This is a genomic window from Halococcus dombrowskii, from assembly GCF_022870485.1.
Classification (GTDB): domain Archaea; phylum Halobacteriota; class Halobacteria; order Halobacteriales; family Halococcaceae; genus Halococcus; species Halococcus morrhuae.
Window position 1 is genome coordinate 321753 of the sequence record NZ_CP095009.1, and the last position, 22085, is coordinate 343837.

General features: G+C 56.5%; 28 protein-coding genes and 2 pseudogenes. 16 read left to right on the forward strand and 14 right to left on the reverse strand.

Annotated features, from left to right (window positions below; genetic code table 11):
- Window positions 1-789: 789 nt before the first annotated feature.
- On the forward strand, window positions 790-990 hold the full coding sequence (locus tag MUK72_RS19675; RefSeq protein ID WP_244706929.1) for a hypothetical protein: 201 nt from the start codon (window positions 790-792) through the stop codon (window positions 988-990).
- A gap of 66 nt (window positions 991-1056) precedes the next feature.
- On the opposite strand, the gene MUK72_RS20535 is transcribed toward MUK72_RS19675, so the two are convergent.
- A complete protein-coding gene (locus MUK72_RS20535) occupies window positions 1057-1212 on the reverse strand; it encodes a DUF7563 family protein (protein WP_425311114.1) in 156 nt (51 codons plus the stop codon).
- A gap of 176 nt (window positions 1213-1388) precedes the next feature.
- Here MUK72_RS20535 and MUK72_RS19680 point away from each other — a divergent pair, with 176 nt between their 5' ends.
- The 5 genes from MUK72_RS19680 (at window position 1389) to MUK72_RS19700 (ending at window position 4363) form a co-directional block, all read left to right on the forward strand.
- Complete coding sequence (locus tag MUK72_RS19680) at window positions 1389-1670, forward strand: helix-turn-helix transcriptional regulator (protein WP_244706931.1); 282 nt, start codon at window positions 1389-1391, stop codon at window positions 1668-1670.
- 95 nt (window positions 1671-1765) lie between these two features.
- A complete protein-coding gene (locus MUK72_RS19685; protein ID WP_244706933.1) occupies window positions 1766-2194 on the forward strand; it encodes a TRAM domain-containing protein in 429 nt (142 codons plus the stop codon).
- 107 nt (window positions 2195-2301) lie between these two features.
- Entirely contained in the window at window positions 2302-2616 is a 315-nt protein-coding gene (locus MUK72_RS19690) for a non-histone chromosomal MC1 family protein (protein ID WP_244706935.1), read from the forward strand.
- Window positions 2617-2664: 48 nt separating this feature from the next.
- Entirely contained in the window at window positions 2665-2892 is a 228-nt protein-coding gene (locus MUK72_RS19695; protein ID WP_244706938.1) for a hypothetical protein, read from the forward strand.
- 454 nt (window positions 2893-3346) lie between these two features.
- Window positions 3347-4363 (forward strand): DUF7983 family protein, encoded by a 1017-nt coding sequence (locus MUK72_RS19700; protein ID WP_244706940.1) that lies wholly within the window; start codon window positions 3347-3349, stop codon window positions 4361-4363.
- 383 nt (window positions 4364-4746) lie between these two features.
- On the opposite strand, the gene MUK72_RS19705 is transcribed toward MUK72_RS19700, so the two are convergent.
- Complete coding sequence (locus MUK72_RS19705) at window positions 4747-6123, reverse strand: IS4 family transposase (RefSeq protein WP_244698251.1); 1377 nt, start codon at window positions 6121-6123, stop codon at window positions 4747-4749.
- Between the two features lie 70 nt (window positions 6124-6193).
- On the opposite strand from MUK72_RS19705, the gene MUK72_RS19710 reads away from it, so the two are divergent.
- The 3 genes and pseudogenes from MUK72_RS19710 (at window position 6194) to tbsP (ending at window position 7891) form a co-directional block, all read left to right on the forward strand.
- On the forward strand, window positions 6194-6658 hold the full coding sequence (locus MUK72_RS19710) for a hypothetical protein (protein WP_342346255.1): 465 nt from the start codon (window positions 6194-6196) through the stop codon (window positions 6656-6658).
- A 46-nt stretch (window positions 6659-6704) separates the two neighbouring features.
- Window positions 6705-6881, forward strand: a pseudogene (locus MUK72_RS19715) (DUF7983 family protein); the annotation flags it as partial.
- 176 nt (window positions 6882-7057) lie between these two features.
- Window positions 7058-7891 carry a transcriptional regulator TbsP gene (gene tbsP, locus MUK72_RS19720; protein WP_244706944.1) on the forward strand — a complete coding sequence of 278 codons (834 nt, stop codon included), beginning with the start codon at window positions 7058-7060 and terminating at the stop codon, window positions 7889-7891.
- 348 nt (window positions 7892-8239) lie between these two features.
- On the opposite strand, the gene MUK72_RS19725 is transcribed toward tbsP, so the two are convergent.
- Window positions 8240-9439 (reverse strand): transposase, encoded by a 1200-nt coding sequence (locus MUK72_RS19725; RefSeq protein ID WP_244700560.1) that lies wholly within the window; start codon window positions 9437-9439, stop codon window positions 8240-8242.
- 222 nt (window positions 9440-9661) lie between these two features.
- Between MUK72_RS19725 and MUK72_RS19730 the strand changes: the two genes are divergently transcribed.
- Window positions 9662-10201, forward strand: a complete 540-nt coding sequence (locus MUK72_RS19730) for a YqaA family protein (protein WP_244706946.1) — start codon at window positions 9662-9664, stop codon at window positions 10199-10201.
- Between the two features lie 36 nt (window positions 10202-10237).
- On the opposite strand, the gene MUK72_RS19735 is transcribed toward MUK72_RS19730, so the two are convergent.
- The 9 genes from MUK72_RS19735 to MUK72_RS19775 form a co-directional block, all read right to left on the reverse strand.
- Window positions 10238-11308, reverse strand: a complete 1071-nt coding sequence (locus MUK72_RS19735) for a CNNM domain-containing protein (RefSeq protein WP_244706947.1) — start codon at window positions 11306-11308, stop codon at window positions 10238-10240.
- Window positions 11309-11420: 112 nt separating this feature from the next.
- Window positions 11421-12536, reverse strand: a complete 1116-nt coding sequence (locus tag MUK72_RS19740) for a CNNM domain-containing protein (RefSeq protein ID WP_244706949.1) — start codon at window positions 12534-12536, stop codon at window positions 11421-11423.
- A gap of 71 nt (window positions 12537-12607) precedes the next feature.
- Window positions 12608-12838, reverse strand: coding sequence for a hypothetical protein (locus MUK72_RS19745; RefSeq protein WP_244706951.1), 231 nt, complete (start codon window positions 12836-12838; stop codon window positions 12608-12610).
- Between the two features lie 87 nt (window positions 12839-12925).
- Window positions 12926-13969, reverse strand: a complete 1044-nt coding sequence (locus MUK72_RS19750) for a DUF7972 family membrane protein (RefSeq protein WP_244706953.1) — start codon at window positions 13967-13969, stop codon at window positions 12926-12928.
- Window positions 13966-14175 (reverse strand): DUF4177 domain-containing protein, encoded by a 210-nt coding sequence (locus tag MUK72_RS19755; RefSeq protein ID WP_244706955.1) that lies wholly within the window; start codon window positions 14173-14175, stop codon window positions 13966-13968. Before MUK72_RS19755 ends, MUK72_RS19750 begins: the two co-directional genes overlap by 4 nt.
- A gap of 62 nt (window positions 14176-14237) precedes the next feature.
- Complete coding sequence (locus MUK72_RS19760; protein WP_244706957.1) at window positions 14238-14627, reverse strand: hypothetical protein; 390 nt, start codon at window positions 14625-14627, stop codon at window positions 14238-14240.
- Window positions 14628-14684: 57 nt separating this feature from the next.
- The gene (locus MUK72_RS19765) at window positions 14685-15080 is read right to left on the reverse strand and encodes a hypothetical protein (RefSeq protein WP_244706959.1); all 396 of its coding nucleotides are present in this window, start codon (window positions 15078-15080) and stop codon (window positions 14685-14687) included.
- A 132-nt stretch (window positions 15081-15212) separates the two neighbouring features.
- The gene (locus tag MUK72_RS19770) at window positions 15213-16412 is read right to left on the reverse strand and encodes an AI-2E family transporter (protein ID WP_244706961.1); all 1200 of its coding nucleotides are present in this window, start codon (window positions 16410-16412) and stop codon (window positions 15213-15215) included.
- A gap of 112 nt (window positions 16413-16524) precedes the next feature.
- On the reverse strand, window positions 16525-16716 hold the full coding sequence (locus MUK72_RS19775; protein WP_244706963.1) for a hypothetical protein: 192 nt from the start codon (window positions 16714-16716) through the stop codon (window positions 16525-16527).
- A gap of 181 nt (window positions 16717-16897) precedes the next feature.
- Here MUK72_RS19775 and MUK72_RS19780 point away from each other — a divergent pair, with 181 nt between their 5' ends.
- Together MUK72_RS19780 and MUK72_RS19785 are read left to right on the forward strand one after the other, a co-directional pair.
- Window positions 16898-17089 (forward strand): hypothetical protein, encoded by a 192-nt coding sequence (locus MUK72_RS19780; protein ID WP_342346256.1) that lies wholly within the window; start codon window positions 16898-16900, stop codon window positions 17087-17089.
- 38 nt (window positions 17090-17127) lie between these two features.
- Window positions 17128-18144, forward strand: coding sequence for a DUF7972 family membrane protein (locus tag MUK72_RS19785; RefSeq protein ID WP_483306174.1), 1017 nt, complete (start codon window positions 17128-17130; stop codon window positions 18142-18144).
- 13 nt (window positions 18145-18157) lie between these two features.
- Here MUK72_RS19785 and MUK72_RS19790 read toward each other — a convergent pair whose 3' ends face one another.
- Complete coding sequence (locus MUK72_RS19790; RefSeq protein ID WP_342346257.1) at window positions 18158-18553, reverse strand: hypothetical protein; 396 nt, start codon at window positions 18551-18553, stop codon at window positions 18158-18160.
- Window positions 18554-18829: 276 nt separating this feature from the next.
- Between MUK72_RS19790 and MUK72_RS19795 the strand changes: the two genes are divergently transcribed.
- Window positions 18830-19528: a helix-turn-helix domain-containing protein gene (locus MUK72_RS19795; RefSeq protein ID WP_244706968.1), complete on the forward strand. Its 699-nt coding sequence runs from the start codon at window positions 18830-18832 to the stop codon at window positions 19526-19528.
- 144 nt (window positions 19529-19672) lie between these two features.
- A complete protein-coding gene (locus tag MUK72_RS19800) occupies window positions 19673-19870 on the forward strand; it encodes a hypothetical protein (protein ID WP_244706970.1) in 198 nt (65 codons plus the stop codon).
- Between the two features lie 194 nt (window positions 19871-20064).
- On the opposite strand, the pseudogene MUK72_RS19805 reads toward MUK72_RS19800, so the two are convergent.
- A pseudogene (locus MUK72_RS19805) lies at window positions 20065-20623 on the reverse strand (sugar O-acetyltransferase).
- A gap of 231 nt (window positions 20624-20854) precedes the next feature.
- On the opposite strand from MUK72_RS19805, the gene MUK72_RS19810 reads away from it, so the two are divergent.
- Both MUK72_RS19810 and MUK72_RS19815 read left to right on the forward strand, forming a co-directional pair.
- On the forward strand, window positions 20855-21616 hold the full coding sequence (locus tag MUK72_RS19810) for a DUF7847 domain-containing protein (RefSeq protein WP_244706972.1): 762 nt from the start codon (window positions 20855-20857) through the stop codon (window positions 21614-21616).
- Window positions 21617-21621: 5 nt separating this feature from the next.
- Window positions 21622-22014 carry a hypothetical protein gene (locus MUK72_RS19815; protein ID WP_244706976.1) on the forward strand — a complete coding sequence of 131 codons (393 nt, stop codon included), beginning with the start codon at window positions 21622-21624 and terminating at the stop codon, window positions 22012-22014.
- Window positions 22015-22085 lie beyond the last annotated feature (71 nt).

Here is a 22085-nt window from a genome sequence, read left to right on the forward strand (position 1 = left end):
GGGTATGCTTGGAGTGGTCGTTGGAACCGGCTGCGCGCTGCTCGGGCTATATGCTGGACAAAATGGGAATGGCGATCCGGCCCGTGCGTGTCAGAGTTAGAGGACGATTGCGACAGCTACATTTCGATACCGGGGTGCTGCCGCGCCGATCACGCCACCGGGACCCTGTAAACAGGGGAGTGACTATTGACAGGGTAAACCCTGAACAACCAAGCATATACACTATAATCAGGCAGAAACACGCCTTAGTATGCCATACCATCGAAACTACTGTGCGGAATGTGGTTGGTCTGCTAGCACAGAGACCTACAGTAGGAAGGAAGTCGTCTCTCGTGCCATCGAACATTTTACCGAAACGCGTCACACTATCGAGGGCGAACACACTGCGGAACTGGACCAGATTCCACTGAATGATGCCCGCTGAGGTGCGAGCAAGACAATTAGCACCGCAACCACAGACTGCACCGTGGTGCCTCACGGCCCCTGTCGGGGCCGGAGGTCAGGCAGGGTAAGTATGAGACGCGAACTGGATCAGAGCGTTAACCGTGGAAATGATGCTACTCGGTAGCATGGTCAAAACGAGCCTTTCTGGGCAGACTGGTTAGAAGATGCTGAATTGAGACATCCCTCACCCCTTTTGTCTATGAAAACCCTTCGTGCTGCCGAGAGACAGCATTAGGCACTAACTTTTACACTCATTCGTACGCAACGAGATGCATGGGACGGTTCGCCGAGAGAGAATGAGAACGGTATCGCGTCATCGTTGAACGATCGGGTGACAACGATGATATGACGATGGAAATCGAATCAGGGCCGACTGAACTTCCATCGGTAGTCGGCGACGCCATAGCAGGTCTGACGCACTGCGACGTGACCGCGTATCGGTTGGACGAAGACGGAAACAGAGTCGGCGAACCAGCCTATGAGGAACGAATCGAAGACCCGTACGAAGACGAGCGGGAGCTATCGAATACGAATTCACCCTACTGAGACGGGATATGGATCCTCTTTTCAGAGTTCGTCATTCGATCAATAGCTGGGATGAGCGATCAGCGGCTACTGCCGAGATGATTTCGCCTCGCGTACCTCACTGCCCTCTCGAATCATATCAGGACAGCTCGGACAGACGCGCACGGTACCCATCTCGGTTGGGGCAAACACACGAACGTACTGCTCGGTGACGAATTCACCACAATTCAGACACTCAGGCATAGTAGAGTCCGCCGGCCCTCGGAACTTCATTCTATCGCCCTTTCTTCAGACCTGTGTTGCGGATGAACATTCGAGACGCAGCTTTCCGACGAGTTTGAGGAATGAGTTGGGCAGGAGGGCTCATCCGATATCTCAACACCGATGTGTTTTACTGACAGACCGACCATCGCTGGGACATGTATGATTTGACTGGGTTCCAGCGCGACCTGCTGTACGTTGCTGCCGGGAAGGATGAACCGAAGGGACTCGCACTCAAAGACGAACTCGAAGGGTACTACGAGAAGGAAGTCTACCACGGGCGACTCTATCCGAACCTCGACACGCTCGTGGACAAAGGACTGCTCGAAAAAGGTGAACTCGATAAGCGAACGAACTACTATCAGGTGACTCAACGGGGCTATCGCGAGATCGAGGCCCGTCGTGAGTGGGAAGAGCAATACGTCTCGCCGGAGGTCTGAAACCCCATGCGGAGTGTTTCAATTCCTCGGCTTCATGCTTTCGGAGACAGCCTATCGAGAGTCCAGGTGACTGTCGATGGCAGTGAGGACGTCTAATGGTCGAGATCCCCGACCGACTGGCGTGTCTGTTCACAGGTTCAGTCACCGAGGAAGGCGATTCCTACACGGTTGAGGTACCAAAGGAGGAGCTCAACGTGGGAGCGATTACGGCCGGCGAGACCTATCAAATCGTGCTCCTCGAAAATCCCCAGCCGGCTGATAGCACCGACAGCGACGACCAGCAAGAGGGGTTATCGACGAACTCGGTGGGCTCAGCGTCCCGGGAGCCACCTGTCTCACGGGGAGAGATGCGCGAGGTAACAATCGAGACGCTAGGTGAGCAGGGCGATGGGATAGCGAAACTTGATCGTGGATACGTGCTGATCGTGCCCGACGCACAACCTGACGATGAGGTGACAGTCGAAATCACCGAAGTCCGTCAGAACGTTGCGTTCGCAGAGGTTCGCGATCGGGCCGATTTCTGAGAGTTAGTAGCTCTCTTCAGCCGGAGAGTGTCGTATTTGTCGTAAGAAATCGCCCGGCGTAGGTACATTTATCACATTGTCCGCACTGTGTTCGCTGAGGAGAACTCATGGCCAACAGATCAAACGACAAGCGAAATTTTGCATTGCGGTCAGAGACTGGCGAGGAGACGAAGGTCTTCTCCGGGAAGATGCCACGACAGGCAGCACTCAAAGCCGCTCGGCGGCTTGAAGCGGCCGATAGCGAAGAGGAGTCGGCTCGCAGCGAGTTCCGCCTCCGGGAGAAGGGAACGAAGAAACTCCATATCTACGAGGGATGGGCGTGGCGCGAGCAAGCACCCGAGGACAAACCTGACTGGATGGCCGAGACGATAACCCAAGCGAACGTCTCGAAAGAGGACATCGAGTATCTCGACGAGCTGTAGTTCGCGGGGCAGATACAGATTCATATGCAGGCGGGTGAAACACTGAGTATGGACGAAGAGCGGCGGATACCGCCGTTCGCCGAAGATATTCTCACCGTGTTGACCGACGCGGCTGGTGGGACCAGCGAGGAGCTTCCGAGGGACGAGGCCATCGAAGTGATTACTGACGACGAGCGCTTCGACAAAGCCGACGCCGAAGCGGCAGTTGAGTCGCTTCAGAGCCGTGGATATGTCTATTACGTTGGAGAGCATATCCGGATCACGCCGACCGACTGAAGCAATTCGCCACAACCAGCAGAGAGATTCGTCCAAATTTTCACTTTCAGTGCGGTTGGGAAGGTTCTATAACCGGTTGGAGGGTATCTGTAGTGAGGACGGAACTGGTCCGGAGCTCGAAAGAGTGTGTTACACGGTTTCTTTATGATATGATACAGATGATCAAACGGCTGCTCTCGCCCTCGACAGCCGAGTCGGTCGTCGAGTGTCGGAACTGTGGTGCGAGCGTCGACCCTGACAGCGAATGCTGCCCACGGTGCGGGTCGAGTGAGATCGCATCCTACGAGATCGACGCCTGAGCCGAGGAGTTCCACCGGCTCGTGGTGTGCCCATCCAAACGACGTGTCGTGGTAGGTGTAGTGTGGGAGTGAGACAGATCACAGGAGCCCGCTTTTCTCCAGAAATCCGGTGTATGGCCCATGGTTGTTTTCAGGTCTGCTCTCTGAGAGGATACATGGCAATCCCGTTCGGCGCGACGTGGGGGACACTGATCGAGCGGTGTGAGGAACTGCCCGCCGACGCGACGTTGATCACGCCGTTGGCGGCGAAGCGATTCCGGATCACCGACGTTCGGGAGCAGCGAATCATCATCGAGGACGTCGATTCGGGTGACTCCCAACCGCTGCAACGCGAGCAGTTCGAAGCGCTCGCCGAGCACACTCGCGAGGCAATCGATGGCTACGAACTCTCCCGGCTGCCGACGCAAGCCGAACCGTACGCAGCGGTGCTCGCACTCCACCCGCGCTACGTACTTGATGAACGCGAGAACACGTTGAGCGAACTTGAGGAGGCTGACGAGAGTGCCGTGCTGGACGATGCACCACACTTGTCGATGAGTGCAGGCGCGGACGATGAACAGGACAGCGAGCGCGAAGAACCCAAGATCGACGTCTACTCGGACATGCTGCTGTTGATCGACGCACTCGAACGCGAGGACATGAGCGCTCTCGAAAGCGTCGAGACGCCCGTGCTGGTGAACCTCTACACGCTGCTGTCGGACGTCCAGCGTAACGCCAACGACCTCCGCAAAGACGTCGCCGACGTGCTCTTGGAACGTGTCGGGCATGACCGCCCGGTGCACGGTCAGTACGGCTCGGTCCAGCAGACGACGCGCCGGAACCGCTCGCTGAAAGACGACGAAGACGTGCTTACAGCGTTCGAAGGGACGGGCATCGATCGCGAGCAATTGCTCGGCGTCGATCGGGACAAGGTCGAGGAAGCACTGGATGTCGTCTCCGTGGCCGAATCGGCCGTCTACGATGTCACCGAAAGTGAGTACGTGCGCAAAGCCGAGGTGGACGACGAGCGCAAGGAAACACGCTTGCAGGGGCTGAAAGACCGGCTGGCGGTCAGCGACGATCCCGAAGCGGATGTCCTGCGCCAGGAGATCGACCGCTTAGAACAGGAGATCGAGGAACTCACCGAATTCTCGCCGGCAAGTACGTTCGATGAGCAGACCGAACAGGGCTGAGACGTCTGTTCGGTTGATCGGGGTTCACCGGCCGGAGCAGTTGGAAGACGCCGAGGAGTCTCGGTCTGGGTTCACTTCCACTGTCCTTTCCGCGTCTTTTTGCCTGGGAGGTGCCAACCGGGGCGTGTCTCCCATCGAACACACGCGGAGGCAGATAGACCATGACCGAAGTCACTGGTTATCGCTTAAGCCCAGAATGAGCGGTGAGCGCGGAAGCTGGTTTGCTGAGTGCTGTGGGATTTCTCAGAAGTAGAGCATGAACCGCCGAGTAGAGATCGATATTGCTGGAATCGACCAATCACAGATTCGTTTCCGTTCAGAAACGCGCCTAATCGAGAGCGTTGCCACTCAACGCGAAGCTTTCCCGGCTCGGCTGACAGTCGTCAGCCGGGCCGGATCGTCGCCAGTTCACCCGCGTTTTGCAGGTTCGGATCGACACTTCCGTGAGCCACTCGCTCCGTAAGCGCGTGGCGAGCCACGTTCGGATCGATTGCTCCTTCGATGATCACGATCCCGACGCCGTCCCACCCATACCCGAGCTGTTCAGCCAATATCCGCAGCAAATCACCGCTGAACAGCTGGATTCGCTTCGAAAAACGGATCGGCTCGATTCGGTCTTCTTCCTCGACTGATCGCTGTGAGGCGGGTCCGAGCCGTGCTCGTACCCGCCGCAGCAAGTACCGACTCACCAGCACCATCAACAGCGCCGCCATCATGAAACACTTCACCGCTGCCTCCCGCCGTACCGACATCTCGTCCAACTCGAACACCGACTTCAGTTCATCAATGACTGTTTCGACGCTCCAGCGGTTGCTGTACAGCGCCGCGAGTTCTCGCGGCGCGAACGCATCTGCCGGGAGATTCGTCGCATACAGGTGGTAATCGTGATCGGCTTCGACTTCCTCCGTTCGGTGATCATCCTCGTCGTCCTCATGGCGGACGCCGACGACTCGGACATCGTAAGGAAGGCGCGGATCGTTCTGATCCGCACCGACCGTCCCCGTCACATCGATGATCTGCCGATAAAGGTCGGGCAGCACCTCTTGGAGGTGCCTGCCCTCCAGATCGATCGTATCACCACACCAGGTTCGGAGTTCGTCGATGATCTCAGGGTTTGCGTCGACGTTAAGTCGGCTCACGAACCAGCCGCCATTGCGGTCGATCCGTGCTAACCTCGCGTAGTCGAGGTAGCCAAGATCGAACAGGACCAAGGAATCTTCGACCCAGTCACCGATCTGGAGCTGCGTGGTTTCTTGGGTACGAGCGTCGGTGATCGATGAGTAGATCGGAGCCCGCGAAGCAAGTGATTCGATCACGTGGAGCTTTGCTCCAGCGTGATCGTCGCTTAATCCGGGGAACTCATCGAATGATTCCGCCGAGAGCGTACAGATGGTCCCATCTGAGACGAAGACATCTCGGAAGCGCTCGAAGCGGCCTTCGAGCGCTGATTCTGTCCGTCCAAGCTCAACGCTGATGTAGCCGCAGATGTCGGTAAGTAGTTCGGTGAGATCAGGAGTGACCCACTGTTGGACGGATGAATACGCAACGGAATCGCTGGTGAACGCCTTGTAGAGGTCTTGAGCAGCAGCAAGAGACCCGTTGGATTGGGTAGTGCCAATCGTGAACGACCAGAAGAACGCGAACGCATCGATGTGCCGGTTGCGTTCAACGAGGTCGGTAGCGCGAGCGTGCTCGCGCACCGACCGTGGCGGGAGCAGATATCGAAGCTCTTGACCGAGAATATTGAGCCATCGATCCATGAGTCCCGACTGACGCGGGAGACAGTAGCGCCTGCTGATTCAGACAAATCCTAAAGCGATAACGAGTGATGTGACGGTAGTCGGAAAACCCCGGAGCTACGAGACCGACGACGGTGAGACGAACGTCGCCGTGCGGCCGGAGTCGATCACCCAAGTGGATGAAGCGACCCGCGACCGCTGGGTAGTCGAAACCGCTGATCAGACCATCGACCGCCTCAAAGCGTTCGACGAGGAGATCAACGATTACGCGCAGATGGCACGCGACGAGTACGGTGAGCGGCTCGCTCCGTATCGGGAGGCGGCCATCGAAGCGCTGGAAAGTCTCGATGCCACCGATGATTCTGTGAGTGGCACTACAAGCGGGGCTGCACAGTCGGAGGCTGCAGGGAACGACTCTCCTGGTGATAGCAATACCGAACCGGTCGAAGCGGACGCGGAGGGTCACTCCGATGCCGAGAGTGAGGAGAGCAGTCCTGACGAATCCGGAGGCGCTGAGAACCCATCCGAGGGTACGGGCCTCGGCGAATACGACTGAGGACGGGACGTCGAGGCGGTTCTCAAGAGAGGCATGACATTCTGCGGTAAACGAAGAACGCAAGAGGACGTGCTTGCAGGGACTCAAAGACCGGCTGGCGGTGAGCGATGATCTCGAAGCGGATGTTTTGCGTCAGAAATTCGACTGTTTGGTACAGGAGATCGATGAGTTTACTGAATTCTCGCCGGTGAGTACGTTTGAGACGCAGCCAGACAGCGGCTGAGGCAGGAGCATAGGATCGCAGGTTTCGGTGGTAGGATCAGCCCCGTGAGTACAGGTTTGTCTTAGCAAGTGATATCGAGAAAACAGTCGCATGTGTTTCTCTGTCATATTTATTCGTGTTTAGTATCGCTAATATGATGCGGAAAGACGATATGGCTTCAACGACTACCACACTCTATGACAATCAGCTCGGACCACGTGGGACCATCAGTTGGCGAGAACCTTCGGACGATCCTTGCTGAGGAGAGTGGAGAGGTGACTGCAGTGGGGTTCGACGAAGAATCGACAGGGGAACTCATCGAGATACTCGCCGAGAGCGAGGAGCCGCCGAGAGTGCGCTTGCTCGTCGGAGGAGACGTGCTGAAATGGCTGCGAGATGATTTCATGTTGGCGAGCACAGCTGCGGAGTTGCTCGACGCGGGGACACTGGCAGTACGAGCCAGTGAGCAACTGGATGGGACGTTGGTGGTGGCAGATGAGGCGATTATTTCGCTTCTCAGGTCGGATAGTGGACACAGCGCTGCATTCGTTACCGATGAAGAGGAGTTCGTCGCGGCCGTGCGCGAGCGCTGGAATAGCCTCTGGGAAGATGGCGAGGCATTTAATTTGCGAACACCGGCGTACTCGCAAGTGTTGGACTCACTCGGCGACGAGTTCAGTTCGGAGGTGCAGTCGGACTTTCAGACGATGCTGGAGTCGGTTGAGAACATGGATGATGATATGGACGAATTGGACGAAGTGGGGCTGAGCCTGCTCGTCGCGGCCAAACACGAGCAGTTGCTCTACGATATTTCACACTGGGGTGAGGATGCGGATGTCGCGAGCAAAGCGACGTTCTCGCGCAAGAAGACCCTGTTCGAAGAACAAGGCCTCTTAGAGACGGAGAAAGTGCCGATCGATGTGGGACGGCCGCGGTTGCGTCTGCTGCTGGGCGAAGAGCGTCTCCGAGAAGCGGATGCAGACGAACTGGCGAGTGTCGCACACGAGATGCTCTCGGCGGTTCCAGCCTAACCACCGAGTCGTTCTTTTCAACTACATTTTGGTTGGAGTGGATACTGTGCAGTCGGACGAGATTCGCAATTAGCAAATGGATTGGAAGATTGTGCAAACGACAGGTGCGCTGGGCTGAACTCCGATAGTTGAAAGCGACCCTACCAAGTCTGGTGTTGTTGAGAGGGAAGACAAGGCCGTTACAGCTAGTTAGCTGATACGTGTTGCGGCCGGGAACGATACTATTGACCGATCCAATAGATGAGTAAAGTGGTTTGTGTTCATTTCTATTATTTCTGCGAAGGTATATTTACGTCACGACAGCGCAGCCGCTCCGTATGGAGCGGCTCGCGTACCTCTTCCTATCGATTAGCCTGCCTCAAGATCACGGCTCCACAGATACCGCTTCTTTGTCTCGGTGAGGAGCGGGATCACTGCCTCCATCTCGATGTCTGGAAAGAGCTCGCGCATTCGCGCGAGCGATGCCTCCCGCGAGATGTAGCCGTGTTTGACAGTCCGCACGGTCATTTGGGTCTTGAGGAACGACTGGACGCCCTCATGCGTCCGAAATCGACGCTTTACCTGCGTCGATTTCGTGTGGCTGAAGTAGCGCTCGGCGTTGTTCGATGTGCTCGGGACCCACTCATCCCGAAGATGGATGGCGAATTTGTCGAAGTTCTCCATTACCTCCTCGACATAAGTCCGGACCGCTGGCGGCAGGTGCTCGATTTTATCGAGCACCGCCTCAAACCGCCGGAAAGCCGCTGGATACGACGGAGCCGCGAACACGCTCTTGAATTCACTCCAGACGATCGTGGCGTGAAGCTTCTCCGCGTTCGAGTAGCGAACGCTCCGGAACACCTCGTTCCGGAGCTTCTTCTCGCCGTTCTTCAGGAAATGGTAGTGACACCGGTGGTGGAACGCGCCGAGATCGTCTTCCACGATCTCGGCATAATCCGAGCGTCCGTCCGTGGTCACGACGAAGACGGGTTTGTTTTCGAGAGCGGTGGTGAGAAACTCACGGACGGTGGCCTTCTCGCACCCGTCGACGACTTGTTCGGCGACGGGTGCTCCCATGAGGTCATCGTAGAGCAACAACCGGTATGCGCGCTTCCCATCGATGCGGAGATACTGCTCGTCATAGGTGTAGATGCCCGAATACGTGGGGAGATCGTTTGCGACGATCTCCCCGGTGTCTTCGGTAATCCAGTTGCGAATCTGTTCGTCGGATGGTCGAACGCCGAAATGAACGGTACAGATATCCTGAAGCCGTTCAAGGGACGCGTCGGTGAACGCGTTCACGACGCGTACCAGCCGTCTAACCTCGTCGGGGTACTGGTAGTCATCCTTGATGTAGGACAGACTCGGTGAGAACGTCCCTCCACAGATACGACACCGATACCGCTGCACCCGCACGGGCGAGTGCCCGCGCGGGTGCCTGCCGTAGGTTCCGTGTTTGTTCGCACGCTCTGACCCACACTCACAGACCAGTGTCGAGTCCTCGACGAGTGAAGGTTCATGAGGCGTGGTCTCGAATGATCCGATTGGTGCGGTGGGTCTGTGTGTCATTACAGTCACTACCGCACCAACCTTCTAAGAACATGATGTGTTGCGTCGCTGCGCCGCAGCGACGCCACGGTAATCCGAGACGACCTCTCACTATTCGAGCATAGTTGCGCTCGTCCTCACCAACACTCTACTTGGTAGGACCTTGAAAGCATCAGTACTTACTACGGCGAGAATCCATGGCCTACCGTGTATTTCGAATCTCTGACACCCCCATCTGACGATGTGACGGTGGCACAAATTCCTATAGATGGCTTCGGTGGGCTACAAGCAGCGGTCGAAACCGCGACAGGCCCGATCGGACTCCTGATCATCGCTGTCTACTCGTTTCTGATCGCGTTCGTACTGCCACTACCCAGCGAGATCGTTCTCGTTGCACCACTTGATCTCGGCTTCGCAGAGTGGATAGAGACGGGACTGATCATACTCGTGAGCGGATTCGGGAAAGCTGCCGGCAGCGTGGTCGCATTCTATGGCGGTCAACGCGCGAAGCAATCAGGACCCATCGTTCGATGGTTAGAGCGTTCGCGTTTCGATGTGGTAGCGTGGACTGAGCGTCGGACTGTCGCACTTGCACGCCAATACGGCTATGTCGGACTCGCGGGCGCACTTTGTGTCCCTGGCTTCCCTGACACGCTTTCGATCTATGCATTTGCTGTGCTCGAACAGGACTATGTCAAATTCGCGATGGCGACGTTCGTGGGTAGCGTCGGACGGCTTCTTCTCTGGCTGATGGGTGTTGAAGCACTTGTCACCCTTTTCTGAAACTAGATCGTGTTTTACCGATGGAGGGCTCTCTCCTCAATTCCCGGCTGCTTGAACGTTTTCCACGTCAGTGGGATCTTCGAGTTCGCCCATAACCTCTTCGAAGGCATCGGTTGCGGTCAGCAATCCGACGATCGCGCCGTCCTCTTCGACGAGTGCGAGTTCCTGATTTTTGTCTTGGAACCGATCGATCGCATCGCTGACTTCCTCGTCGGCCGGTAGCGTCATCGATGGTACGGCAATTTCTTGCATGTCAAGGTCGTTGTTCATGAGATCGTTGAACCGCGTCGTGATTGCCGGAAGGTAGACGACGCCGCGGAAGTCTTGGAGATCTTCGCCGACCAGCGGATACCGAGAGTGAGAATATTCTTCCATGATGGCGAGGTTCTCCGTCGGCGTGTTCTCAGTCGAGAGCGCGACGATCTCCTCGCGCGGCACCATGATCCCCTGGATCGGTACGTCGCCGGCCACGAGCGCGTTCATCACCTCGGTGCGTCGTTCCTCGTCGATGTCGCTGCCGTCGAGCACCGATTCGAGGCGCTTGTGCAGGTCCGCACGGCTGTCGACGTCCTCCGCGCCGGATTCGAGCCATGCGCCGGTCATCTCGACGCCGAACAGTCCGAGCGTCCACTTGGCGAACAGATCGCCGAGGCGGAGCAGCGGCCAGATAAGCCACGTGAACCAGTACAGCGGCGTCGCGCCGTACCGACAAACCTGCTTCGAGCGCTCGACGCCGAGATAGGTGGGTGCCTGCTCGCCGTGTGTGAGATGCAGGAGATTGATGATGAGAAAGCCGAGGATCGCTCCCGCACCGACCGACGCCAGCGCGGTCCCGCCGAACAGCGGCTCGAAGATGGCCGCGAGCGCTGGTTCGGCGATGATGCCGACCGCGATCGAGGAGGCGGTGATGCCGATCTGACAGCCCGTGAGGTAGATCTCGAGGTTCTGGGTCATCTCCCAGGCGCGTTCGAGACCGGGCTCGACGAACTCCGATTCGGTGTACTGCTGGGCACGCGTCAGCGCGAACTCGACGGTGACGAAGAAGCCGTTCGCGAGGATCAACCCAATTCCTGCAAGAAGCCGAATGGTGATTTCGGGTGCGTTCATTGGAACACCCTCAGTGGCAACCGCCGCTGGAAGGTGATTGGACGCTCGTGATCTATCGCCGGACGAAATCCGACACTCCGTATCGATCGGCTTTCAGCTCGACATCGTTCGGTCACGTCAGATCACCTGCTGAGTCGCCGTTCAGCGAGTCCCCTTGGCTCCTTGACCTCTCATAGATATCGATAGGGTCCTCAAGTTCGCCCATAACCTCTTCGAAAGCGTCCGTTGCGGTCAGCAGTCCGACGATCTTGCCGTGTTCCTCGACAAGCGCTAGTTCTTGATTTTCGTCTTGGAACCGATCGATCGCATCGCTGACTTCCTCGTCGGCTGGCAATGTCATCGGTGGCGCGGCGATCTCTTCGATGGCAAGGTCACCGCTCTCGAAGGCGCTAAAATTATTTGTGAGTTCAGCGAGGTAGACGATTCCCTGTATTTCCTCTCCGTCCGCACCTAACAGTGGGAATCGGAGGTGCGGGTTGTCCTCAATGATTGTGAGATTCTCCGCGGGTGTGTTCTCGGTTGAGAGTGCAGCGATTTCTTCGCGGGGGACCACAATATTTCGGATTGGCATATCACCCGCGACTAGAGCGTTCATCACTTCGTCGGATCGCTCCTCGGGAAGATCACCTTCGTCGAGTAATGATCCAAGCTGTCGGTGAAGGTCTGCGCGGCTCTCGATCACGTCGGCTTCGGAATCGAGCCATGCGCCGGTCATTTCGACACCAAACAGTTGGAGCGTCCACTTCGCTACTGCGTCACCGAGGTCGAGGATCGGCCTGACGACTCTTGTAAACCAGTACAATGGAGTAGCACCGTATCGGCAGACTTGTCTGGATCGTTCAACCCCGAGATATGTCGGGGTCTGCTCGCCATAGACGACGTGGACGAGGTTGACGATGACGAACGCGAGCAACGTGCCAGCACCGATTGAGGCGAGTATGGTGTCTCCAAAGAGTGGCTCGAAGATCGCTGCGAGCGCTGGCTCGGCCACGATTCCCAGGGAGATGCTGGCAGCGGTGATCCCGACCTGACATCCTGTCAAGTAAATCTCGAGTTCTTCGGTCATCTTCCAGGCGCGTTCGAGGCCGGTGTTACCCGGCACCACGAACTCCGATTCAGGATACTGGCGGGCGCGAGTCAGCCCGAATTCAATAGCGACGAAGAAGCCATTAGCCAGGATGAGTGCTGCACCGACAACAAGTCTCAGAAGTATTTCAGGTGGTTGCATCGATACTATCTCATAAGTATGATGCGCAGAGCGAAAGGTCGGTTTTTTGCTTGCACTCGAAGGTAGCCACCTTAAGTATTGGATCGAAGACATTGGCGGACAGCAAACATCTCACCGCTTACCGAGTAATGAACGAGGATATCCTTCTTCCATCCAACGGTGGTGAAGGCGTGGCTGAAATATTCCATCACACCAGTCAAATGCACATGCAAAAGTTCCGCGATTGAGGTGAGATCGCTGAAGTTTTTGACCAACATCCAGACGCACGCGTTCGTCTTGTTGAGAGCGCTGATGGAATCCATGATCTAGCTTTCGACAAATAATCTCCAAGAAAGCCGATGAGAATGAACTGAGTCAAGCGCTCGCTTAAATTTGATCGTGTGCTTGACCTATCGCTGGGATTCCCGGAGGATCAGCGGCTCGATGGCGAGCGTCCGTTTGGCGAGCGTCACGAGGCGTGAGATGTAGGAAATGAGCAACAAGAACGGCAGCAACGTGATTGTCAGTGCGGCCCCGATCAGCAGCGCGATGTTCTCGATGCCGAACGTGCTGCCGGGGAACGTCCCTGCCTCGCCGATCACCATCATGATGCCGGCGACGGCGAGTGCCGGCAGCGCCGCGTAGAGGATCAGCTGCGAGAGCGACGTCAGCGCCCACTCGAAGTAGAGCGTCTTGACGTGCTCGCGTGCCGGGCCGAACATCGACAGCGCGGTCTTCAGTTCGTTCAACAGTTCGTTCTCGCGTTCGCCGAGATCTTCCTCATGCTCGTTGAGCAGTCGTTCGACCTGGAAGATCTTCCAGCCGTAGTTGTAGTTCAACGCACCGAACACCACGTCGAAATTGCCGAACGTGCCACCGTCGAGTTGCTCGCGCACGGTATCGGAGTTGCCGATGACGCTCTGGGTGAACTGGTCGACCTCCCAGCGGAGCTGGTCACTTTCGATATCACCGAACCCGTCACGAATTGCCTCGGCGCGGTCCTGACAGACGTCGATGATATTACGGAGGAACGCCGAGGGATCGGCCGGGCTCGGCGCTCCAACCAGTTCCTCGGTGTAGTCTCGGAAGTCCATCGAGTCCTCCATGCGTTGTCGCTGTTCGCCCAGCGGACCGTTCTCCTGGGAGAGCACGAGCTGGGAGATGGTGACGACGAGCGTCACGCCGGTGATGACCGCACTGATCATCCCCGCGAATAGGGTGTCGATCGTGTCGCTGCTGTTGAGCTGGGGGATCAGCGGCGGCGGCAACACTGTAATTCCGATGACGAAGACGACGAAGAACGCGACCGCAAGCACGGCCGTGACGAGGAGCCGGTTGGCCTTGAGCAGTATCCAGAGCTTGAGGCGACTCTCGTTGGCGCGCTCGCGCATCGTGTTCGCCGTGCTCACGTCGAGATCCTTGTCAACCGCAGAATCGTCGACGTCGGCTGTCACGGGACGTCCCCATCGTTCGGGCGGGGTCGCTCGAAGATGATGTACTTGGTCCCCCCACTGGAGTAATCGATCGTCTCGACGAGTTGCCAGCCCTCGTCGGCCAGTTCGTTGATCTCGGCTTTCGGATTGGCGGCCTCTTTTTTGGTCTCACCGCGCGGCGGCCTGAGAATCTCGTACTCCCACCGCCGGGAGTCTTGGTCGTCCATGTGCCGTCCAGACTCGTCGGTGCTAAAAGTCCCCCCGTCTCTCTTGTTCGGCGCTACTCGTTTCACGGAAGTTGGTTCCCACCGGTCGAGACGTTGAGCGAGTCGAGTGTCGTCGAATTCACGCTGTTGGAGGCGACGAGCGTCGCGTTCCGGCCCGTGGGTATCCAGAGCGGAACGACGCTCTGGCCCGACGCGACGCTCACCGTGTCGTATTTCTGTTTGTTCTCGCCGATGATCGTGATCGTCGTGACGTTGCTCGCCGCTGGCGTCGAGCGCAGCGTGGCGTTCACGCGGACGTGCTCACTCGCCCACGGCTCTTCAACCGAGAGGCCCTCGAAGACCGCCGAATCGCCCGTATCAGCCGATATCGACGGCCCGAGCGTGAGACAGCCGCTGGAAACGAGAACGACGACGAGCACGATCGCGAGGGCACGACGCGGGGCTCCGGCCATACGCGTCGTTCACCGGTCGTGAGGAAAACGATTCTGATCACCACAAAGCTGCCTGCTCTACAATTCGGCCATCCAGTGGCTGGTGATGGCATCTCGTAGAATACAATCAGGAACCACACAGCGGATACTTCGATAGGGTAGATGAAATTGCGTAATTGAAGAGGCGGCAAGTGCATGCACCATGCATAGGGGTGTACCGGCTGTGATGGAATATGCATGGCAACTATTGCTGAAGACGATGAAGGCAAAACCGTCGTCAACGCTGACGGCGATTCGGTTGGCACAGTAGTCGACGTTGATAACAATACTGCCAATGTCGAGCCAGATCCGGATCTCACCGACGAACTCGCCGCGGAGCTCGGATGGGGCGACGCTGACGAAGGAACATATCAACTGGACAACGACGCGGTAGAGGCCGTGACGGACGATGAAATCCGCCTCGAACAGCACCACCAATCGTAGGGCGCTTTTCTGGTTTGGATACTGTATTTACCTGTAGTCAACTGATCAACTGCTGAGAAAACGTTCCCTCCAGCCAGCAGTGGGATCATGAACCGGCCTAGAGCTTCATCGCCGACAGATCCATTAGTTGGCAGGCGTGTCGTCACTTTCGGAAGGCTCGTCAGATGCGTTTTTGCCGGGAGGAATATCACGTGCCGATTGTGGATCAGTTCCGACACCCTCTCCGAGTGAAACGTCCGGAGTGAGTGCTTCGCCACGAACCAGTTCGGGGAGGACGATCCGGACCGCTTCGAGCATGAGGATGAACACGATCGGCAGGAGGAAGAACCCGTACCAGCCGAACAGGATCGGTCCCAGGATATAGCCGAACATCAACACCAGCATATCGAGCTGTCGACCGGTGATGTACGGCTGCAAGAACGTCTGCGGAAGAATATCGAGGATCAAGAAGTACGCCACCAACGCCCCGCCGACGAACAGGAAACTCCCGCCCGAACGCACCGCCTGAAAGCCGAGATAAGCGACGATCGGGAGGTAGATCACCTTACCGACGACGATCGGGATGAGACTGGCGATACCCGTCAGGACCCCCAGCACGAGCACCATCGGAACGTGGAGTGCTCCGGGGGCGAGCAGATTTGTCGCCTCGTAGGTGATCGCGGCGATGACCGACATCGCGACGACGAACAAGAGGTTCCCGAAGAACACCGATTCCATGTCCTCGTCGACTGCGATGGCATACGCGTACGCGGTGGTATCACGGCCGCCGAACAGCTCACGAAGTCCGCGCGAGAGAGCCGCGTCGTTTTGCAACAGAAAGAACGAAAACGTGACTGTAAGTCCCAGAAAAACGAGCGTTCCACCGACGGCGCTGGCGACCGTCCCACCCAACTGCAGCACGGTTTGGAGCGTCTGCTGGGGCTGACTGATGAACTGTGTCGGGTTCTGGAGCAGCGTGGTTGCGGTTTCACGCTGAGCAGGCGGGAGTGCACTGAGATCGACGAGTCCGAACGCCCCCGAGCCACCGGCACCGATCGCTTGCTGGAGCTGCTGGAAGAGGTTGAAGCCGACGTAGCCGATGAGCAGGAGGATCGGCACGACGACCACCAAGACAGTGATGCTCGCCGCAATACTGTTCGAGTCCACCGTGGTCCGGAGACGGCGGTTGACCGGCCGGGTCGCGTAGTAGCCGAAAACGCCAAGCACGATCATGCCGACGAACGAGTACGCGAGAAACGCGGCGACGATGGCCAGTAGTACGATGAACAGCCACCAGCCGAGCCGTGTACGATCGGATAGGAGCTCAGGGGTGCGATCAGACATCCTCCCGAAGCATATCGCCAGCCAGCGGGAAACGGTTGCGCCTGCGAGTCCTGAGAATTACTGAGTCTATATGTCGATACTAAATGTGTCTTTATTCTGTGCGCTGCATCGCTTACCGAGTGCGGAATCGTTTGTAGACCTCGATAACCACCCGTGCGAGCGCCCCGAGGAGACTCGAGTAATACGAGAGGGCGGCCGTTCCGAGTTGCAACGCTGCAAGTCGCATATCGCCTTCATAGAGGGATATCCCTGCTTCGACGACTAACGATACGACGGCCCAGTCCTCGGCGGAGGTTCGGCTCATCGTGTCTGTGAAACTCATGCTCAGATACAGCTCCCGAACAGGGAAGTCGTCTTGGATTAGTTCGATCGTAGACACTCGCAACCCAGTAGAGCCCAGGATTAGTCTCGGAGTTAACCAGCAGCTTTGTGATGCTTACTCCCGAGAATCGACCATGGCTGACCGACCGAAATGGGAATATCGTATGATAGAACCGTCGAAGGGGCTCACCAAGCGTGAAGCCATCAACTCCGAAGACAAACTCAATGAACTCGGGGCCGACGGCTGGCGACTCGTCGAAACCGTCTCGTACGACCAGGGTGGCACCAAGCTCTTCGTCCTCGAACGCCGGGTGGATCCCGATTTGGACTCGGATCACGACGAGGGGTCGTCGTGAGTCCCCCTATTGGTTCGTCTGACGGAGGCCGATAGTCGGTGGACCTCTCGACGGAGAACACGATGCAAGAGCGGGTCAGTGCGAGTCGTTGGCGTTTTTGGGTGCTTCTCGGGGCAAACCGCTGGCTCCTTGCGGGAATTCTCGGTGCGTGCGTATTCTTCGCGTTCGTGGTGCTCGGGATTCTAGATTTTCCGACGCTCCGGACGACGATGGAAACCACTGACCCTGTCGATACGATCTTCCAAGGTCTCGTTGGTGCGATCATCACGGGAACAACGCTTGTGGTCTCGATCAATCAGCTCGTTCTCTCCCAGGAGATCGGCCCGCTTGGCGAACAGCGAGCGCGGATGGACACTGCGATGGATTTCCGCCAGAACACCGACGAACTCTTCGGGTCGGTCAGCCCCGCGAAGCCTTCACTATTCCTCCGTCAGATCATCGAAACCGCCCGAGATCGTGCGGCAGCTATGAAATCTGCTGTCGACGATAGTGAGGATCCTGAGATGCGAGAAGAAGTCAGTACCTACGTCGACGATCTCGTCGACAACGCCGAGACTGCAATCGATGAACTCGATGGAGCAACCTTTGGAACGTTTGACGTGCTGATGGCAGCGCTTGATTACAACTACGCGCGGAAGATGCACGACCTTCGTCGCCTCGGTGAGGAGTATGAGGACGATCTCTCAGATGAGCAACGTCGCACGTTCAGGGAGACGCTTGAAGCGCTGACGATGTTCGGTCCGGCACGCGAACACATCAAGACCTTCTATTTCCAGTGGGCGTTAGTGAAGCTCTCGCGGGCGATTCTCACGGCCGCGGTGCCAGCGCTTGTGGTCGCGGGCGGAATGGTCGTGTTCGTGGATGCGACATCGGTTCCGGGCTATCTCTTCGGCGTGGATTACATGATCTGGGTAGTTGCGCTCGCGTTTACGATCGCCGTAATGCCGTTCCTGCTGTTCGTCTCGTACATTCTGCGGGTTGCGACAGTTGCGCAGCAGACACTCGCAATGGGGCCAATGGTACTTCGGGACTCGGAATCTCCGAACGACGAATAAGCGAATAGGCTGGTCACATCACTGTATCGCCGGTAATAGTGGCGTTTTGAGTTTCGACGACGGTTCCATTGACCGTGTTGACGGCAACGATGGTTGCAGTGCCGTTCGTAGGAGTCATGATGCTCACGTTGGATTGCCCGCTGTCGACGGGTGTCGTGTAGAAGGTCTCGCCATCTGCTGCTACGACATTGATCTGGCTTACGCCCCGATCAGTCGTCGCGTTCGGGGTAAGGGAGAGCGTCCCGACGATACGCCCGTTTGCCCATTCCCCGGACGAAGACACATCATGAAAAACCGTCGAATTCTGGGTGGCAAGGTCCATTCCCGGATTGAGTGTGAGGCAACCACTCCCCGCAACCAAGACGAGGACCGCTACAACGACTACGCGCCCCCGATGTATTTCAATCACTGCTCGTCGCAATGGGAGGTTGAGTCTTAGAGACTTCGGTGGGAGTCCTGGAAATCAACTGCACACGGATCGCCCAATTCTCTGTGCGAGATCAAGACCCCATTCGGTTTCGTCCAACCGTGGAGTTGCGTGAGAAACGTCGTTCAGACGGTTCATGCTCATCTTATCCACCAATCTCGTGGCCCGAACGGCCGTAAAGCACTCTGTGTGGGATGCACCGAGCAGTCTCCCCGCTTCAATCCTTCGGCTTTTATGTATACTTGCAATTGCTTGTGTATGGCCACGATAGCGGAATTCACCATTCCCGCCAGCGAGTTCGCGCTTGCGGAAACCCTCGAACGCCGTCCCGATCTCACGATCAATATCGATCGCGTGGTCGCTCACAACACCACACAAGTAGCGCCATTTATCAGGGTGACACAAGGAGAAGTCGAGGGATTGACTGAGATTCTCGAGGACGATTCGAGTGTCGAAGAGGTTGAACTGTTTGGCGAGACCGATGACGAACGCTTCTACCGACTGGTCTGGAACGAGACTGCCCAAGTCATCGGATACATGATCAACGAACGCGCTGCTACCGTCCAGGAGGCCACTGCCACCGACGGTGAGTGGCAGCTCCGCGTACTCTTCCCCGATCGGGACGCTCTCTCGGCGACCAACGAATACGCCCGGGAGAACGATGTCGGATTTACTCTCGAACGGATCTATGGACCTGAGAACTTCGAAACGGCTCGCCACAACCTGACTGAACCACAACACGAGACGCTTGCGTTAGCCGTCGAAATGGGCTACTACGAGGTCCCGCGCGATATCGATGCTAAAGGACTCTCCGATGAACTCGGCATCTCTCATCAGGCGCTCTCCGAGCGCCACCGGCGAGCGACCAAGAACCTCGTGGTGAGTGCACTCGCCACCGTCGATGAAGAGAACGATGAAACGCCAAAACCAGGATCACCACCTTGGCAGTCACCGTAGCTGTCTGTCCAGAATCATCACCTTTCTTGACAGTAACAAACCGTCTACTCGCGGAGCAAATCAAAGCTGCGGAACAGTCAGTAGCAAAGCCACTCGACAGTGTCGGAAGATTAATTCTACGGGTGGGACGAGCCTATGATACACATGGCAAAGCTTGTCTACGAAACTCGTGACGGAGTAGAAACCCAGGAGTTTGATCGTGGTGAACTGACTTTGAATAGAGAAACCGGATATGTCGAGTTTCAAATCGGTGAAACTAGTATGGAAAATCCCATTAGGAAGCACATCCCGAGAGAGCGGGTATACTACATCGAAGATGAAAACGATATAGAGATGAGATAGTCATGGCATACAAATTATCGAAACCATCCTAATCCAGTTTAGTTTCAACTCTGTAATCACAGTAGATTTCGCCTGCTTCATCTGACATCAGTAGGTTTCAACACGGCGTGGAAGAGGAGATAAACAACTCTGCAACTGCCGAGCGCGTCGATCCGCGACAGCGTGGCTCTTTTAAGACCACTTTGCGGCTACATCTACTCCAGTTCTTTTACGACTGTAGCCGGATTCCCCTGCACCACGACACCAGCGGGAACATCGTTGGTGACAACCGCGCCAGAGGCGACAACCGAACCGTCACCGACCGTTACGCCAGGATTGAGAACGGCACGACCGCCGATCCATACTCCGTCACCAATTGTGACTGATTTTCCGTATTCGTATCCAGAGTTTCGCTCGGTTGCGTTGAGTGGATGTGTCGCGGTGTAGATATGGGCACCAGGTCCAATCAGACAATCACGGCCGATTTTGACTGGACATACATCGAGAACGACGCATCCGAAATTTGGCATAGAAGTCATCATCAAGGTAGATGTTGTCCCCATAATCACAGCGAAAGGGCGGCTCTATCTGGATTCTATCGCCCGTCGAGCCGAAAAGTTCGCAGAGTAACTCCTTTCGACGCTCGTGTTGGGTCTCCTCTGTTTGATTGTACTGGCGGATGAGTCTCCGTGCACGTTCTCGCCCCGCAACGAGTTCGGGATCGGTCGGGTCGTACATCCTCCCATCCACCATCTTTTCTTTCTCAGAAGTCATCATGATTCTACTATCAGTAGATTGCGACTTCAAACATAACAGTTCCGGCCATATCGAGAGACACCACAGAAGGGCCCTGTCAATAAATCACTCCCTGTTGACGGGATAGGAGGGTATTCTCTGCTTGTGAGTGACACTTGCAGTTAGTCTTCGATAGGAGAAAGGTCCACATGAGACAATCGTTTTAGCGTTTGGGTAACGTTTTTCACACCTATGGTGTTGTTTTGAAATATGGTGCTACAAATCAGGCGTGCGCTCGGTAACGGTGTCTCGAAAACACTCACGAAAGCCGGACTTGTGTTTATCGTCCTGCTTGGTGTCGGACAGATCGTGCTTCTCGCTTCGACCAACACACTCACTGAAGCATTTCTCGCAGGACTTGATCTCCCTGCTGGTGCTACTCAATCTCCATCTGTACCGCTTTCATTACCTGTGTCGGCAACGGTTGCTGGTATACTCGCTTTTGTTGCCCTTCTTGTATTTCAGGTGATTACCGTCGTTTTGATCCGTGTGATGGCTGCGGATCGGCAAACTATCACGCATGAGAGCTACACACGACGGATGGGCTGGGTCGTTCTCAACTCGATTGTTGCCGGGATCGTCGTTGGCTTACTGACGATGATCGGATTCATCATCTTAGTGATTCCGGGGCTGTTCCTGACGGTGAGTTTGCTGTTTACGACGGTGTATATCGCCGATGAAGATGAGGGGTTCATCAGTGCGATACGGGATAGCTGGAGTCTTACGTCCGGAAATCGCTGGCGGTTATTCGGGCTGTTTCTTGTGGTGATGGTCCTCTTCATGATCGTTTCGTTTGCATCCGGGCTCGCCGTGCCGTCCGGATCAGCATTCTCGCAAGTCATCACGGCTGTCCTCACCACAATTCTGATCGTCTATCAGATGGCTGTCCTCACTGACGCCTATCGCCAACTCCGTAACGAGAATGGCCTGAGACAGAGATCGGACCCAAGCTCGGATGCCACCGATATGTGAGCGTGGTGAATGACAGTGAGTCTACTGTAGTTTGCGTCGGTTGGCTCGGCAGGTTCGAGCCGTGGATCGGGAAACGAGTAGTGTTGGATATTTCGTTCTTCGAGTGTGGCGTACGTGATGGGGTTATTGGCTTCCCAGTTGGGGAACGCCTCGTTGAGGTTCTCTTCAAAGACGACAGTAATGATCTCGGCGTCGGATGGATACTCGGGGTTATCCTCAGCGACGGTCTTGTCCAATCGGGAAATATCCCACTCATCAGCGGGAGCACCGGGGGTATTGACGACGATAGCGGGATCGGGGTCGTCGTCTTCACGATCGCGGACGACGTCTCCGTGGTTCCAGTCGGTTTCTGGATTGGGCATACTGAAGTGCTGATGGGCGGATCGAATAAGCGTTGAGGCCATTCGTCCAGGGAGAGGATGCGCTCAGATTATCGGTGCCGGTTCAGTTGCTGACCCCACTCATCAAA

Bases quoted from the DNA above. Each gene is read 5' to 3' on its own strand.
- MUK72_RS19700 (WP_244706940.1), top strand. From the start codon at position 3,347: ATGGCAATCCCGTTCGGCGCGACGTGGGGGACACTGATCGAGCGGTGT.
- MUK72_RS19755 (WP_244706955.1), bottom strand. From the start codon at position 14,175: ATGGACGACCAAGACTCCCGGCGGTGGGAGTACGAGATTCTCAGGCCG.
- MUK72_RS19675 (WP_244706929.1), top strand. From the start codon at position 790: ATGACGATGGAAATCGAATCAGGGCCGACTGAACTTCCATCGGTAGTC.
- MUK72_RS19770 (WP_244706961.1), bottom strand. From the start codon at position 16,412: ATGTCTGATCGCACCCCTGAGCTCCTATCCGATCGTACACGGCTCGGC.
- MUK72_RS19695 (WP_244706938.1), top strand. From the start codon at position 2,665: ATGGACGAAGAGCGGCGGATACCGCCGTTCGCCGAAGATATTCTCACC.
- MUK72_RS19735 (WP_244706947.1), bottom strand. From the start codon at position 11,308: ATGAACGCACCCGAAATCACCATTCGGCTTCTTGCAGGAATTGGGTTG.
- MUK72_RS19775 (WP_244706963.1), bottom strand. From the start codon at position 16,716: ATGAGCCGAACCTCCGCCGAGGACTGGGCCGTCGTATCGTTAGTCGTC.
- MUK72_RS19760 (WP_244706957.1), bottom strand. From the start codon at position 14,627: ATGGCCGGAGCCCCGCGTCGTGCCCTCGCGATCGTGCTCGTCGTCGTT.
- MUK72_RS19780 (WP_342346256.1), top strand. From the start codon at position 16,898: ATGATAGAACCGTCGAAGGGGCTCACCAAGCGTGAAGCCATCAACTCC.
- MUK72_RS19680 (WP_244706931.1), top strand. From the start codon at position 1,389: ATGTATGATTTGACTGGGTTCCAGCGCGACCTGCTGTACGTTGCTGCC.
- MUK72_RS19800 (WP_244706970.1), top strand. From the start codon at position 19,673: ATGGCAAAGCTTGTCTACGAAACTCGTGACGGAGTAGAAACCCAGGAG.
- MUK72_RS19795 (WP_244706968.1), top strand. From the start codon at position 18,830: ATGGCCACGATAGCGGAATTCACCATTCCCGCCAGCGAGTTCGCGCTT.
- MUK72_RS19705 (WP_244698251.1), bottom strand. From the start codon at position 6,123: ATGGATCGATGGCTCAATATTCTCGGTCAAGAGCTTCGATATCTGCTC.
- MUK72_RS19745 (WP_244706951.1), bottom strand. From the start codon at position 12,838: ATGGATTCCATCAGCGCTCTCAACAAGACGAACGCGTGCGTCTGGATG.
- MUK72_RS19690 (WP_244706935.1), top strand. From the start codon at position 2,302: ATGGCCAACAGATCAAACGACAAGCGAAATTTTGCATTGCGGTCAGAG.
- MUK72_RS20535 (WP_425311114.1), bottom strand. From the start codon at position 1,212: ATGCCTGAGTGTCTGAATTGTGGTGAATTCGTCACCGAGCAGTACGTT.
- tbsP (WP_244706944.1), top strand. From the start codon at position 7,058: ATGACAATCAGCTCGGACCACGTGGGACCATCAGTTGGCGAGAACCTT.
- MUK72_RS19685 (WP_244706933.1), top strand. From the start codon at position 1,766: ATGGTCGAGATCCCCGACCGACTGGCGTGTCTGTTCACAGGTTCAGTC.
- MUK72_RS19810 (WP_244706972.1), top strand. From the start codon at position 20,855: ATGGTGCTACAAATCAGGCGTGCGCTCGGTAACGGTGTCTCGAAAACA.
- MUK72_RS19740 (WP_244706949.1), bottom strand. From the start codon at position 12,536: ATGCAACCACCTGAAATACTTCTGAGACTTGTTGTCGGTGCAGCACTC.
- MUK72_RS19725 (WP_244700560.1), bottom strand. From the start codon at position 9,439: ATGACACACAGACCCACCGCACCAATCGGATCATTCGAGACCACGCCT.